Here is a 15,115-nt window from a genome sequence, read left to right as displayed (position 1 = left end):
CCAGGTCGATGAAGCCCTTGAGCATGCCGTTGAGCGTTTCGGCGTCGAGCGCGGGGCGAGGAGTGGTGGAGCGCGCGCCGGGGAGTGTGTAAGTACTTACGAGGGCGTCCAGCCGGCGGGTGTCGACCTGGGTGGTGGCGAACCAGAATTCCATCTCGACCTGGTAGGTGGTAAGTGCCTCTAGGCGGAATTCGCCGGCCTCGCTGGGCTGCGGCTGGGGTAGTGGAAGAGGGGCGCTCAACAGCTCGCCGAACCACTCGTGCAGGGTGGGCAGCCACTGCTGCCAGCCGCGCAGGTTGCAGCGCCGTGCCAGGGTGTCTTCGCGCAGGGCGGGGTCGCGAGCCACGCGGCCGAAGCCGTGCTCGCCGGCCCACTCAAGCAATCCATGAAGGAAGGTGCCGGGGGCGGGGCCACGTGGAAAGCGGTGCAAGTTGGCGATCTGTTCGCCATGGCCGCTGTCATGGGGCTCGGTGATCACTTCCAGGGCCGTGGCTTCCAGCGAGGTGGCCGGTTCGGGCAGGTGGGCAGTGTCAGCCGGGCTGCTCTCAGGCGCAGTGTGTGCCATGGTCGGGGCACTGTGAAAAGCGGCGCTGTGGAGTGTGTCAGCACTTACTGGGGCGGTGACTTCGCCCGCCGAAATGCGTAGCGCCGAGTAGCTGGCGATCCACCAGTGTTCGCGGGCCGGGCGTGTGGGCATCCGTGCTTCCCCGAGGGGCTCATCGGTGCTGTCGAGCCGGATGACGTGGGCGTCGGCCGGTGGCGCCGGGGCGATCTCGATGGCGGTACAGTCGCCCTTGAGCTGGGTGAGCGAGTTGGCGAAGCCGGCCGGATCGAGCGCCTTGCCATCGGCGAGCAACTGGCCGATGGCGCTGCCTTCGCCACCCTTGAGTGGCGCCATGCCAAGCCAGGTAGCGTGGCGGGCGCGGGTCAGGGCGACGTAGAGCTTGCGCAGGTCTTCGCCCAGGCGCTCGCGGTCGACGGTGGCCAGTGTCTCGTCGTCGGCCTCCAGGCTGATGCGCAACTGGCCTTCGGCGTCGTGCCAACGCAGCGGGGAGTCGTCGCGCTTGGTCGGGCGGTGGTTGCAGATGAAGGGTAGGAACACCAGCGGGTACTCCAGCCCCTTGGACTTGTGGATAGTGACCACCTGCACCAGGTCGGCATCGCTCTCCAGACGTAGCTTGTGGGTGTCGCCCTGGCCCTCGGGCTGGGCGATGGATTCGGCGAGGAAGCGGATCAGCGCGTGTTCGCCGTCGAGTTCCTGGCTGGCTTGCTGTAATAGCTCGCCGAGGTGCAACAGGTCAGTCAGTGCTCGTTCGCCGTCCGAGGCCGGCCCAGCGGCCAGTAGCCGGGTGGCAATGCCGAAATCGTTGATCAACCGGCGCACCAGCGGCAGCACGCCCTGGCCCTGCCATAGGCGGTGGTAGTCGCGGAACTGCATCACCCGAGCTTCCCAGGCCAGTTCGTCTTCGTTGAGCTTGTCCAGCGTGGCGATATCCAGCCCCAGCACCGGGGTGGCCAGCGCGGTACGCAGCAGGCGTTCGTCATCAGGCTCGGCGCAGGCGCGCAGCCAGGCATCGAGCTGCGTGGCGACCGGCGAGGCGAACACCTTGTCCTTGTCGGAGAGGTAGACGCTTTTCACCCCACGCCGCGCCAGCGCCTGGCGGATCGCCCGCGCCTCGCCCAGGCCGTTGACCAGCACTGCCATGTCGGAGGGCTTGAGCGGGGTGAACGCGTTCTCGTCGTTTCCCTCACCCTGGAAGCCGGCGCGGCCGTGCTGGCCCTGTTCCAGCAGCGTGACCATGTGCGAGGCGCAGCGCTCGGCCATCTCCTGCTGGTAGCTGCCCTTGGCCAGCGGCTCGTCACATTCGAGCTGCCACAGGGTCATGGCGGGCAGAGGCTGGCCATTGGCGGTGAGTGAGTCCTTGCGCCCCTTGGCGTTCACACCAACGAACGGCACGGGGTTGTTGCCGTCATCTTCCTTGAACAGGAAAGCCCCGGATGGGTGCGCTTCGGCGTAGTCGAAGCAGCGGTTGACTGCCGTGACCATCGGCTGGCTGGAACGGAAGTTGGTGCCCAGGGTGACGTGGCGGCCGTCGGTGTCGCGGCGGGCGCGTAGATAGGTGTAGATGTCGGCGCCGCGGAAGGCGTAGATCGCTTGCTTGGGATCGCCGATCAGGAACACACCCCGGGTTTCAGAATAGCCGCGGCGGTTCTCGCGGATGTGGTAGACACCGTCGAAGATGCGGTACTGCACCGGGTCGGTGTCCTGGAATTCGTCGACCAGGGCAACCGGGAATTGCCGGCGGATCTGCGCCCCCAGCGCCTCGCCGTTGGGGCCGGCCAAGGCGCGGTCGAGGTGGGTGAGCAGTTCGTTGGGGCCCATCTCGGCGCGGCGTTCCTGCTCGCGGTCGAGCCGCTCGCGGCACCAGTGCACGGCGTGGGTGAGCAGGTCGGCATACGGGTCGGGCAGGGCGTGAAGCTCATCCTGTAACGCTTCCAGTGCGGCCAGTGCCGGGTGGTCGGGTGGCTCGCCCTTGGTCCAGATTTCGGCCATGCCTTGCGGTGTCAGGCGCTTCCAGGCGGCATCGGTCAGGCCGGGCCATACGGCATCGCTTTGGCACCATTCGCGCAATGCGCCGAGCCAGTTGGCGCGGCTTCTGGCATTGAAGCTCTGGCCCTTGAAGGCCTTCTGCTTGGCGGCTTCCTCGAACAGCGTCTCGCACTCGTCGACCCAGGCCGGCCACGGCGCCTTGAGCTCGGCCAAGCGCTCGGTGGTCTCGTGGCTTGCCTGGGCCACGGTCTCGGCGGGGGACGGGGCGTGCTTGTCCAGCGCCTCACATTCGGGCATCAGGCCGCGCACCGCTTGGTGCAGTTTCTCGGGCGAGTCCCAGTGGCGTACCACGGTGGCCAGCGCGTCGTCGTCCAGCGGATAGTAGAAGCTGCGCCAGTAGTCGCGCACTACCTCGTGTTCGAGCTCGGTCTGGTCGGTCTCGAGGTCGAGCGAGAACAGGCTGCCGCTGTCGAAGGCATGCTCGCGCAGCATGCGGTAGCACCAACTGTGGATGGTGGAGACGGCGGCCTCGTCCATCCATTCGGCGGCGAGCTGCAGGCGCCGCGCGCAGGCGGGCCAGGTGGCCGGGTCGTATTGGTCACGCAGGGCCACCAGCAGTGGGTCACCCTGAGGATCCCCGCTTCGGCCTGCCTCCGGCGACCCATCGGGACTAGGCGCAGCTTCGGCTGTCTGTAGAAAGACTCCAGCGGCCTCGACCAGCCGTGAGCGAATGCGCTCGCGCAGTTCCTGGGTGGCGGCGTTGGTGAAGGTCACCACCAGGATTTCCGGTGGGGTGAGCGGGCGCGCGAAGGCCTCTTCGTCGCCTTCGTGTCGCGCACCGAGCACCAGGCGCACATAGAGCAGGGCGATGGTGAAGGTCTTGCCGGTGCCAGCGCTGGCCTCGATCAGGCGGCTGCCATGCAACGGGAAGTCGAGCGGATTTAATTGTGTGACGTCGCTCATGTCTTGCTCCCCGCTTTCTTCGTTTCCTTCTTGTCGCCCTCTTTCTTGTCCCCTTTCACCGCCAGGTGCACCGGGGCCAGCAGCCGTTCGGTCAGTTCGGCGAAGCCGTAGGCATCGTGGCGCTCGCTCGCCAGCGCGGCGAAACCCGGCCAGCGGTGGGCGAGGTAGGGGTTGCGGTCCACTTCGCCCGCGTTGAAGTCGTCGCCTTCATAAGTGCTGGCGGCGGCGCGCCAGGCGTCGCTGTCGCGCTCGCTCTGTGGCGTTCCCAACTTGCTTAGCCACACGAAGGCGGCGCCGATGGCGAGCGGCAATGGTTCGCGCATGCCGGCTTGCCAGGTGGTGACGATCTGGGTGAGGTGCTGACGGGCGACGTCCGGGTCGAGCGGCGGCAACGTCACGTGGCCGGCCTTGGAGAGCAGTTGCGTGGTCAAAGGTGTGCCGGCTAGATGTCCGGCCAGGTGGGCCACCCAGGGGCGCAGCAGGTGGTGCCAGTGGTACTTGTTCTTCTTGACCAGGCTGCTGCTGGTCAGCACCAGGCGGCAACGCTCGCCCGCCGCGTTCTCGCGCAGCTCGTCCAGCCAGTCCTCCAGTGGGGGCGCGCCGGGCACGCTGAGCTGTATCGGTTCGGGATCGTCGACGCTGTGCGGCCATTCGTCGAGGGCTTGTTCATAGGCCTCGAACAGCGCCTCCATGGGTTCGGCGAGCTGTTCACGCATGCGAGCGCCGAATGCCCCCATTGCCAGCACACCCTGGCCTTGCAGCCGTTCCAGCGCCTCGTGCATGGCCGGTAGACGCGGGTGGCCCTCATCGAGGGCACGGCGTTGCACCTGGATCAGGTGGTCCTGCAACTGCCAGTTGGAAAGGCCGTCGAGAGCGAAGGGTTCGTGGTCGAGGCTGACGATGTCTTCGCGCTCGAGGGAGACCTTGAGGCGAGTGGTAAAGAAGGCTTTCGCTGGGTCGCGCAGAAAATTCCCGAGCTGGGCGAGCGTCAGAGGCGCTTCATGTGTGAATTCCCCGAGTTCATCGGGTGTTTTCGCCGGAGCCGCTTCGGCGTGCACCTCACGCCACTCGTAGGCATAGGTGATCAGGCGTCGCTCCGCGACACTGCGCTCGGCGAGTGCCGCCTCGGTGGGGAAGTAGCGGCGGCTGAATGGTTGCAGCGGGTGCGCGGTGGTCAATGCGGCGAGCAGGTCGCTGTCCTCTTTATTGTCAACGTCGGCGCTGCGCCAGCCGGCCTGGAGATGGTCGCGTAGTTGGCCGACCAGAACCGAGGGCGGTTTTTCAGTGTTGTCGACGATGCTGCGGCCTACCCAACTGATGTAGAGCTGCTCGCGGGCCGAGAGCAGGGCTTCGAGGAACAGGTAGCGGTCGTCCTCGCGCCGCGAGCGGTCGCCGGGACGGTAGTCGCCATTCATCAGGTCGAAGTCCATCGGCGGGTGGCTGCGCGGGTAGTCGCCGTCGTTCATGCCCAGCAGGCATACGCGCTTGAAGGGGATGGCACGCATCGGCATCAGAGTGGCGAAGTTGACCGCGCCGGCCATGAAGCGCTGCGACAGGCTGGACTCGTCGATCTGCGACAGCCAGTGCTCGCGCACCACCGAGAGTGGCAGCTCGCGGGTCAGTCCGGCCTCTTCGGCGTTTTCCTGCCATTCCTGTAGTTTCAGTTCGAGCTGGGCCAGCATCAGGCTGTCCTCGGCCGCGTCGGCCTGGAAGCTCGTTTCCAGTAGCGCTCGCAGGCGCTGCACCCAGCCGTTCACGTCGGTGGGGTCGCGCAGGGTGCGCCACTGCCGTTCCAGGGTCTCGAGCAGGGTCGCCAGGGGGCCGGCCAGCTGCGCTTCCAGCCCGCCGATATCGTCGAACGGTTCGATGCCCTGCCATGGACCGTTGGCCGCTTCGCCCACGGTGTAGCCGAGCAGCAGCCGGCGCAGGCCGAAGGCCCAGGTGTTCTGTTCCAGGCCGTCGGGTAGGTCGAGGCTCTGGCGTTGGTGACCGTGCAGGCCCCAGCGGATACCGGCACCCTGGATCCAGCGGCGCAGGGTGGGCAGGTCGTCTTCCTGGATACCGAAACGGGCGCGTAGCGCAGGCACGTCGATCAGGTCGAGCAGATCGCTGACGGAGAGGCGCAGCTCCGGCAGGCGCAGCAGTTTTTCCAGCGCGATCAACAGTGGCAGACGGTGACGATTGCCCTGATCGGAAAGCGTGAAGGGGATGAAGCGTGGGTCGTCACGCTCGAGCCGCCCCCTCTCGTATTGACCGAATACCGCTTGGATATGCGGCGCATAGTGGTCGATATCCGGCACCATCACGATCACGTCGCGGGGCTTCAGGTCCGGGTCGGCGCTGAAGGCGGCGAGCAACTGGTCGTGCAGAATCTCGACCTCGCGCTGCGGGCTGTGCGCCACATGGAACACGATCGAGTCGTCGCGCTGGGTGTCCACCGCTGGCCACTGCTCACGGGTTTCGTGTACCGGGCGCAGCTCGCGGATGTCGTCCTGCAGTTGCTGAAGCAGGCAGCCATCGCCCTCGCTTATGAAGGGCTCGAACAGGTCGATGCGCAGCGAATCGGCAGCGAACAGGCCTTGGTACTGGTGGGCGTCATCGTGTTCGTCGAGCAGGCGCAGGTAGTCGCGGCCCTGCTTGCCCCAGGCGGCGAGCAGCGGTTGGGCGTGCAGGTGAAGGCTTTCCTCACCGTCGCCATCGCCGAGCACGTCGAGGCGGGCAGGCATGCCGTCCTTGCGCCGCTGGCGATAGCGCTCGGCTCGCAGCAGGTCTTTGTGTTCGATGATATCGGCCCAGTAGTGCTGGCAGGGATTGTGCACGCACAGTACTACCTGGCAGCAGTGGGCGATGGCCGCCAGTGCCTCGAGCGCTTGCTGCGGCAGCGACGAGATGCCGAACACCATCACTCGACGCGGCAGACCGACGGGGCGATTGCTGCCGTCGAGCTGACGCGCCGCGTCGAGAAAGCGCCGATGCACCATGGCGCGGCTGGAGGCGATGCCGTTAGCGCCCACGTCCTCGGCGACACTCTCACCTATGGCCCGCCACAGGGCCGGTTGCCAGCGTTGGGTCTCCTCCAGCGGACGGGCCTCGCCGCGGGCGGTGATCAGCACGTCCTCGCCGCGGCCCCAGGCGTCGAGCCAGTCGGCACGGTAGACCTGGTACTGATCGAACAGGTCGGCGAGGCGTTCGGCGAGCTGGTGGTGCTTGCGCAGGTCGTCGTCGCCTTCCAGGAACCGTTTGAGCGGGGCGAATTCGTCGCGTACCATCAGCGCGGGCAACAGGCGCAGCAGGCGCCATTCCAGGCGCGACTTGTCGAACGGCGAGGTGACGGGTACGGCATCGGGATTGCGTTCGACATGCGTCAGCACGGCGCGGTAGGCCTGCCACAGGAAGCGCGCCGGCAGGGTGACGTCGAGCGCGGCGGCAATGCCGCTGCCGCCGGCGTTCTCGTCGGCGGCCAGGGCAAGCTTCATCCACTGGCCGATGCCGTTGCTCTGCACCAGGATCGTCTCGTTCTCGAGCGGCGCCAGCGGGTGGCGTTTCATCCATTCCACCGCCACACCGCGCAGGTCCTCCAGGCGATTGCCATGAATGACCATGAAGCCCGGGGTCAGGGCGTCATCCTGGGCGGCTGAGGCGAACGGCGGCATGGCACATCCTTGACGGCGGGTAAGCAGACTTACATGGTGCCGCAAATCGATGAGGGGATAAACGCAGTTGAGGGCGATTGGTCGGTACCATCATCAACGATGCTAGAGTTCTGTGGGCAGGCACTGGGCGGGATTGGCTGATGACACAATGAGCGTACCGATTTTCGATATCGAGACCCCGGTTGGGGTGATTTCCGACACTCACGGCAAGCTACGTGACGAGGCGCTCACGATGCTGGAAGGCTGCGCACTGATCGTGCATCTCGGTGATGTGGGCGGCAAGGAGGAAGATCAGGCGATTCTCGAGCGCCTCGGCGAGCTGGCACCGCTGTATAGCGTGCGCGGCAACATCGATACCCCACAATGGGCCGAACGGCTGCCGATGACCCAGAATCTGATCGTCAACGGCTGGCGGCTACACCTGGTGCACAACATCGCCGATTTCACCTCGGACACGCCTTGTGACGCCGTGCTCCACGGCCATTCCCACAAGCCGCGCAACGAATGGCATGATGGGCGTTTGCTATTCAACCCCGGCAGTGCCGGCAAGCGCCGTTTCAAGCTGCCGATCACGCTCGGCAAATTATGGGCCGGGGAGCGAGGCTTGCGGGGCGCGATCCTTCACCTACCGCTTTAGGGAAACGCTGAATAAACCGACGAGCATGCTCAAGCGCAAGGCGCACGGAGCACAGGAACCGGAGCATATGGGGTATATGTGAGGATTCCGCGCACCGCGCAACGCAGCGATTGAGTAGCGCAGGCATTTATTCAGTGTTTCCTTAGGGATGACTCAATCCACGAGTTCGCCTACTTTCTTCGCATACCCCAGCTCATGGACACAATCCGCCGCGGCCAGGCGCACGCCGGTTGCCGACTCGGCCGTTGCCTCTTCCAGCGACGAGTCGATGCAGGTGGCCAGTGCGTTTGCCTCTGGCTCCATCTCGGCTGCCGGCTTAGCGAGTGAGAGGTAGTCGTCATCGTTCAAGCGCTGCAACCATAGGCCTGCCGTCGCCACCTTCTCCTCCAGTGACGACGCCTCCCAGCGTGCCTGATCTACATCGTCATCCAGTGCCGTCTTCATCCACTCGGGACGTCCATCACTGCAACCCGCTATCGACAGGGCAAGCAGCATCACCACAAATCCTTTGTTACGCATAAGGGCTCCCTTGGTTTCGAAGCCAATGTTACCGCAAAAGGAAGAGTGGGGCCTGAGTCCAGTCAGACGCCCTGATAGAGATTTGGGTGGCTCAAGCGCTTCGGTGTCTCCGTTCGCGTAAGTCACGCCAATGACCAACGATTGCCTGCGAGTGTGGGAAACTCCCGCTTGAACCAATCGTCTTAAAAGGGCGTAGCGTCGCACAAGGCCTCCGATCGATGCGAACCACTTCTTACTTCGGCTTGCTGATACTGGCATTGGTGAGCGCCGATGCCTCTCTCGCCCAGGCTGACGGCTGGCAGACGATCAATGTCGTCGGCACCGACCACCGGCTGAAGGTACCGAAAGGCGTTCAGGTCGAAAAAGTCGCCGACCTTGATGCACCACGAATGATCAGCCTCGGGCCCGATGGCGTGATGTTCGTGGGCAGTCGTGGCGACAGCATCTATCGATTGGCACCACCCTATGACCAAGCCACTCCACTCGCCGAGATCGGTGACTATCCGAACAGCGTGATACAGCGCGGCGGGCAACTCTACGTCGCCACTACCCATGCCTTGATGCGAGCCGACTACCGGGGCGCTGAGACACTCTCGAGCGACGATTTCGAGGTGGTCGCCGAACTGCCAGGTGGCGACGGACACAATTCCCGCACGCTGACGGTGGGCCCCGATGGGCGAATTTATCTGTCCCTGGGTATCCTGGACAATTGCACGGATCAGTTTATCGGCGAGGGCTACGCATTCGCCGATCGTCGCGGTGGCATCATGGTCCTCGACGAGAACGGCGACTCGCCCCAGTGGCAGCCTTATGCCACCGGCCTGCGCAATCCCGTCGGGTTGGCCTGGGATCACGAGGGCGTCCTCTTTGCCACCAACAACGGTCCGGATCATTGGGGTTACGAGCAGCCCCCGGAGGTATTGGTGCGTGCCGAGGAAGGCAGTTTCCACGGCATGCCCTGGTATCAATGGGTGGCGGGAGAGTATCGCCGCGACGACTGTGTCAACAGCGAGCCGCCTCACCCAACCGACGCCATCCCGGCTCCGGTTGCCATCCTGCCTGCGCGCAGTGCGCCCTTGGGTTTGGCGTTCCTCCCCGAAGACAGCGGCCTAGCATTGGATGCCATTGTCGCGATACATGGCAGCTCGGCAACGCAGCCGGACGGTCGTGTCACCGGCGACCCGGCAACCCGTCGCGAACCGAGAATTGTCGGCGTCACCATCGACGAGCACGGCCAAGGAAAGATCAGTGACCTGCTGAGTGGTTTCCAGAACGAACAGGGCGAGCGTTGGGCGCGTCCGGTTGGCATTGTCTTGGCACCGGATGGCGCTCTCTACTTCACCTCGGATAGGGGAGAGAGCGGACTGTATCGGGTGACCTTCGACCGCCAACACTGAGCATTTCCCTCCATGCTCGCATTGCGCTATCGGTGGGATGACAAGGGCTGGTGAATACAGCAACGGGCGATGTGTGTGACCCGGTCACACACATCGCCCGTACTTGGTCTCAGAGGAACTCCGTTATTGCGGCGCGTTGGCACCACCACCCATTTGCTGCTTCATCAGGTCTTCCATGGTCATGGCGTTTTCCGGCAACTCGAACATGGCGGCTTCGGGCGAGGCGTCGGCCATCTCGACGACTCGGAACTTGTCGCCGAACTTCAGCATGCCCAGGTCCCGCTCGAGCAGGGCGGTACCGATGGGATCGGGCTCGTCCATCACGATCTGGACATAGCTCTGGAAGGCCTGCAGCATTTCGCGTCCGAGCGGCTCGTCGCTGAGTACCATCTGGTCATCATGGGCATTGCCGCCGTGGTCGGTCCACTGGATCCGGTAGACGTCACCTTCGATTCCAGCGACAGTTTCTTTCTCGCCGGTGGCTTCCAGGCTTTCGACGGATTTCGCCTGGTTGGCATTCACGGCATTGGCCTCTTCGCCCATGGCCTCGGTCATGCCTTTCAGCATTGCCATGTCCATGACGATGGGTTGGCCGGCCTGTTCGGTGACCATGTAGCCCTTGCCGTCGCGCATCAGCATGTAACCTTGCTGCTGGGCGGGGAAATCCATGCGCATGCTGTCATCGGTCCAGTGAATGACCATCTGCATGTCGTTCTGCGTATCGCTGGTTGCGATGGTGGCCTTGCCATCGGCAAATACGGGCAAGGCAGTGGCGAGCATCAACCCGGCGACGAGATATTTCATTGAGTGACTCCTGATGGGTGTCTGGGGCAGGCGCATTCCAGCACAGGGTTGAGGAAACACACCGTTACAGTGCCTACACTAGCGAAGCCTATTGCTGCGGCCAAGATGTGAAGCGAAAAACTGCCATTGTGCCAAGGAGCTGGGGGCTCAGGTCACGGCAGTGATTGTCTTGAACTCCGGTTGATCCCATTCTCTCGTGGCCATGATGTTGGCCAAGGCCTGGACCGTATCCCAGATATCCACATAACGGGTATAGAGTGGAGTGAAGCCGAAGCGCAATATGTTTGGCGCCCGGAAGTCGCCGATGATGTGTCGGGCGATCAGGGCCTGGATGATGGCAAAGCCCTGCTCATGGGTGAGCGAGACCTGGCTGCCGCGCCTGTCGGCGTCTCTGGGGGAGGCCAGCGCAAAACCCTGGCCGGCGCAGTGCCGTTCGACCAGCGAGATGAACAGTTCGCCCAGGCGTTGGGACTTGGCGCGGATCAGCGCCATGTCGGCCGACGCCATCAGTTCCACTCCCACTTCCAGCACACCGGTGGCAAGCACACCGGTGGTACCGCACAAGCCGCGTTTGATAGTCGGCGCCGGCTGGTAGTCGTCACGCATGGCGAAGGGCTCGGCATGCCCGAACCAGCCGCTCAGGGGCTGGCGAAACGCGGCCTGGTGGCGCTTGGCCACGAACAGGTAGCCGGGAGCGCCCGGGCCGCCATTGAGGTACTTGTAGCCGCAACCCACGGCGAAGTCGGCATCGACACCGTTCAAGTCCACCGGTACCGCGCCGGCACTGTGGCTGAGATCCCACAACATCAGCGCGCCCACCTCGTGGGCCTTGGCGGTAATGGCTGCCATGTCGAACAACTCACCCGACTTGTAGTGCACGTGGGTCAGCACTACCAGCGCGGTATCCTCGTCGATCAGGGTTTCCAGCCGCTCGCGGGGCGCCGTTTCGAGTCGAATCTCGCCCGGCAGGAAGGCTTCCAGCCCCTGCAGGATATAGAGGTCGGTGGGGAAGTTACCCGGTTCGGAGACGATCTTGTGACGCCCGGGGCGCATACGCACCGCCGCTGCCGCCAGCTTGAACAGGTTGACCGAGGTGGAGTCGGCGACCACCACCTCTCCCGGTGCAGCACCAATGATAGGGGCTATCTTGTCGCCGACCCGTTCGGGCAGCGAAATCCAGTCGTGGGTGTTCCAACTGCGGATCAGCCCTTGGCCCCATTCCCGCTCCACCAACTCGGCCACCCTGGTCTTGGCTGCCTTGGGCAGGGCCCCGAGGGAGTTACCGTCGAGATAGATCAGACCCTCCTCCAATTCGAACTGGTCACGGTAATGGGCCAGAGGGTCGTCCTGATCCAGGTCGACTAAATCGTCACGGCTGAGTGGAGTGTCGCTCATAGGAGGTTCCTTTCCTTACCTCAGGAAGCGCTGAATAAATTGACGAGCATGCTCAAGCGCAAGGCGCCCGGAGCGCAGCAACCGGAGCATATGGGGTATATGTGAGGCTTGCGAGCACCGCGTAACGCAGCGATTGAGTAGCGCAGACATTTATTCAGTGTTTCCTTTACATGGCCGTTCTCACTGACCACAGTTCGGGGAAAAACTGCAGATCCAACGCCTTGGCGAGATAGGAGACGCCAGCAGTGCCGCCGGTACCCCGTTTGTAGCCGATGATGCGCTCCACGGTCTTCATATGGCTGAAGCGCCATTTCTGGAAGTTGTATTCCGTGTCGACCAGCTTTTCCGCCAGCTCATACAGATCCCAGTGCTCGTCCGTGTGTCGATAGATCTCGCCCCACGCCTGCTCCACCTCGGCGCACGGCTGGTAGGGCTGGGACCAGTCGCGTTTCACGTAGGAATCGGGAATGTCGAACCCGCGCCGTTTGAGCAGTTGCAGGCTGATGTCGTAGATGCTGGGTTCGTGCAGCACTTGAGTCAGCCGCTCGTAGTGTTGGCGGTGGCTGCGGTGCACCTCGACCATCCTGGGGTTCTTGTTGCCGAGCAGGAATTCCAGCTCCCGGTACTGATAGGACTGGAATCCTGAGCTTTGGCCCAGGCTGTCACGGAAGCAGGTATAGTCTGCCGGGGTCATGGTGACCAACACTTCCCAGACATGGATCATCTGCTCCTGGATGCGGGCAATGCGTGACAGCATCTTGAAGGCGGGCTTGAGCTTGTTCTCGCGGATATGCTCGGCGGCGGCATGAGCCTCGTGCAGGCACTGCTTGAGCCACAACTCGGACACCTGGTGGATCACGATGAACAGCATTTCATCATGTTGGCCGGAGTTTGGCTGCTGACACGCCAGCAAGCGTTCCAGATCCAGATACTGGCCGTAGCTCATCTCCTGATCCCAGTGCACGGTGTCTTCCAGTTCCACCGCGTACTGGGTCATCTTGTCCGAATCGCGATTGGCCATTCCTTCCACCTCATTGATCGAGTCGTCTCATAGGCAGAGTATGGCCGTTATCGTCGGAGTGACCCAGCCTGTCACGAATCCAGTGAATAAGGGAGATGGGTCTGCTCATGCAGCAACAGCCAGCGCTTCCTTTCCAGCCCGCCGGCATAGCCGGTGAGTTGGCCGTTGCGGCCGATCACCCGATGGCAGGGCACCACGATGGCCAGCGGGTTGCGGCCATTGGCGGCGCCCACGGCCCGCATGGCCTTGAGTTGGCCGATGCGCTCGGCGATCTCGGCATAGCTGCAGGTCTTGCCGAACGGGATCTTGCTTAGTTGTGCCCATACGTTTTGCTGGAACGGTGTGCCTTGCGGTGCCAGGGAAAGATCGAAGTCGTGGCGCCGACCCTCGAAGTATTCCGCCAACTGCTCGCGGCAGTGCTGGGTGTGCTGGTTTGGTTGTGGCACTTCGTCTTGCGCTTCGACGAAAGCGACTTCGGTCAGGCCCGCATCGCTGGCACGAATGCGCAACACACCGAGGGGAGTGTCACCTGGTGGCTGGTAGTAATCGAGATAGCGTTGTTGATCCATCATGTCAGCGGCTCCTGGTGGGTCGAGAGCTTGCTTGTCGAGAACTGGTTGGTCGAGAACTGGTTTGTAGAGAAAGAGATGACTGAGACCATAGCTGCAACGTTAGATAGCTGCGCCAAGGGGCGGCACCAGCAGGATCATGGCTGTTCAATGATGGCAGCGCCTTCTTGACGCCGAGATCGCCGGCCAGCCAGATATCGGGATCGCCAGCGCCGCGCATGGTGGCATAATCCGCCGTCCACTGGCCGATCCCCTTCAGTGCCGTCCAGGTGGATGGCTCATCGGCACTGTCGGCTTGTTGCCTGTAGAAGGAAGCGAATCGTCGCAGGGTCTCGCGACGCGATTCAGGCATCTTCAAGAAGGTCAGGTCGCTGCCAGCGATCTGCGATGGTGTGGGGAAATGATACCGGACCTGCCCCTCCGATTCGCATGCGGGCTCGCCGAGCGTGGCCACCAGCGTCGTCACTAGCCGGCGAGCGGCGGCGACCGTGACTTGCTGACCGAGAATGGCGCGAATCCCGGCTTCGAACAGGCTCCACACACCTGGAAGTCGCAGACCTTCGATCAGCGGCAGGCCCGGCAGCGCCTGGGTCAAGTGCGTTTCGATCACCGAGGTATCGGCATCCAGATCGAGCAGGCGACGGATTCGGCGCACCACCGGCGACAGCATACGTAGGTCATCGAGTTCCAGTCTTACCAGGAAGTCATGCCGGTCAGGTCGGTGCTCGGCGGTGAAGTGCCCCCGCGCTTCACCCCAGGCGATACAACGGCCGTAATGTCGCTCGTCGACCCATTCCAAGCCTTCGATATGGCGGCTGATGAAGAAGTCGCGCAGGCTCTCCCAGGCATAGGGCGGGCGATAGGCGAGTCGAAGGATCAACTCAGGAGAACGCTCGGTTGACTCGCGACGCACTTCGCGTGGAGTGAGCCCGATCTGTGCCTTGAAGGCATCATTGAAGCGGCGCAGGCTGCGAAAGCCACTGGCGTAGGCGATGTCGGTGACAGGCAGCGTTGTCTGATGCAGCAATTGCTTGGCAAACAGGCACTGGCGATAGAGGGCATAGGCCTTCGGTGCGACGCCGAAGCGTTGCTGGAAGAGCCGGCGCAGGTAGCGTTCGCCGATTCCCAAGCGCTCGCAGAGGCAGCTCAGGCTACCTTCCTGCAACGCGCCTTCGTCGATCAGGCGCAGGGCACGCTCGAGCGTGGTCTGCGTGCCGCGCCAAGCCGGGGAGTCCGGTGCGCTGTCCGGGCGGCAGCGCAGGCAGGGGCGAAAGCCTGCCTGCGCTGCGGCCACCGCGCTGTCGAAATAGACGACGTTGCTCTCTTTCGGTGGTGTGGCCGGACAGATCGGCCGGCAGTAGATGCCCGTGGTTTTCACCGCGATGAAGAAACGGCCATCGAAGCGGGCATCCCGCGACAGGCGGGCCTGGCGGCAGAGGGCGGGATCCAGCATAGCGGCGTCCTTTGGTTCGAGTCTGGCTCCATGCTTCACAGTGTATGCTCGTCAATGGGGAAAACTAGCCAGAATCGGAACTAAAGAAGGGAAGTACGACGCCATGCGGGAATGCTGGCCAGTTCGAACTGTCATGAGTAGGGTAGGCATGAT

At 63.6% G+C, this 15,115-nt stretch carries 10 protein-coding genes; 2 read left to right on the top strand and 8 right to left on the bottom strand.

Annotated features, from left to right (window positions below):
- On the bottom strand, positions 1–3,514 hold a 3,514-nt coding region (gene recB, locus L861_RS12750), incomplete at its 3' end, for an exodeoxyribonuclease V subunit beta (protein WP_016417004.1).
- Positions 3,511–7,167, bottom strand: coding sequence for an exodeoxyribonuclease V subunit gamma (recC, locus tag L861_RS12745; protein WP_016417003.1), 3,657 nt, complete (start codon positions 7,165–7,167; stop codon positions 3,511–3,513). The genes recC and recB, both read right to left, overlap by 4 nt.
- A gap of 148 nt (positions 7,168–7,315) precedes the next feature.
- Here recC and L861_RS12740 point away from each other — a divergent pair, with 148 nt between their 5' ends.
- Positions 7,316–7,804, top strand: coding sequence for a metallophosphoesterase family protein (locus tag L861_RS12740; protein WP_016417002.1), 489 nt, complete (start codon positions 7,316–7,318; stop codon positions 7,802–7,804).
- A gap of 153 nt (positions 7,805–7,957) precedes the next feature.
- Here L861_RS12740 and L861_RS12735 read toward each other — a convergent pair whose 3' ends face one another.
- Complete coding sequence (locus L861_RS12735) at positions 7,958–8,323, bottom strand: hypothetical protein (protein ID WP_016417001.1); 366 nt, start codon at positions 8,321–8,323, stop codon at positions 7,958–7,960.
- A gap of 218 nt (positions 8,324–8,541) precedes the next feature.
- On the opposite strand from L861_RS12735, the gene L861_RS12730 reads away from it, so the two are divergent.
- Positions 8,542–9,720, top strand: coding sequence for a PQQ-dependent sugar dehydrogenase (locus L861_RS12730; RefSeq protein WP_016417000.1), 1,179 nt, complete (start codon positions 8,542–8,544; stop codon positions 9,718–9,720).
- Positions 9,721–9,843: 123 nt separating this feature from the next.
- Here the strand turns inward: L861_RS12730 and L861_RS12725 are convergent, their stop codons facing one another.
- The 5 genes from L861_RS12725 to L861_RS12705 form a co-directional block, all read right to left on the bottom strand.
- Positions 9,844–10,524 carry a hypothetical protein gene (locus tag L861_RS12725; protein WP_016416999.1) on the bottom strand — a complete coding sequence of 227 codons (681 nt, stop codon included), beginning with the start codon at positions 10,522–10,524 and terminating at the stop codon, positions 9,844–9,846.
- A 147-nt stretch (positions 10,525–10,671) separates the two neighbouring features.
- Positions 10,672–11,919, bottom strand: a complete 1,248-nt coding sequence (kynU, locus tag L861_RS12720) for a kynureninase (RefSeq protein ID WP_016416998.1) — start codon at positions 11,917–11,919, stop codon at positions 10,672–10,674.
- A 166-nt stretch (positions 11,920–12,085) separates the two neighbouring features.
- On the bottom strand, positions 12,086–12,940 hold the full coding sequence (kynA, locus tag L861_RS12715) for a tryptophan 2,3-dioxygenase (protein ID WP_016416997.1): 855 nt from the start codon (positions 12,938–12,940) through the stop codon (positions 12,086–12,088).
- A 71-nt stretch (positions 12,941–13,011) separates the two neighbouring features.
- Positions 13,012–13,512, bottom strand: a complete 501-nt coding sequence (locus L861_RS12710; protein ID WP_016416996.1) for a methylated-DNA--[protein]-cysteine S-methyltransferase — start codon at positions 13,510–13,512, stop codon at positions 13,012–13,014.
- Position 13,513: 1 nt separating this feature from the next.
- A complete protein-coding gene (locus tag L861_RS12705) occupies positions 13,514–14,962 on the bottom strand; it encodes a DNA-3-methyladenine glycosylase 2 family protein (protein WP_016416995.1) in 1,449 nt (482 codons plus the stop codon).
- Positions 14,963–15,115: the final 153 nt, after the last annotated feature.

Source organism: Litchfieldella anticariensis FP35 = DSM 16096, from assembly GCF_000409775.1.
GTDB lineage: Bacteria > Pseudomonadota > Gammaproteobacteria > Pseudomonadales > Halomonadaceae > Litchfieldella > Litchfieldella anticariensis.
The sequence above is the reverse complement of the archived record's forward strand: the minus strand, read 5'-3'. Positions and strand labels throughout refer to the sequence as shown.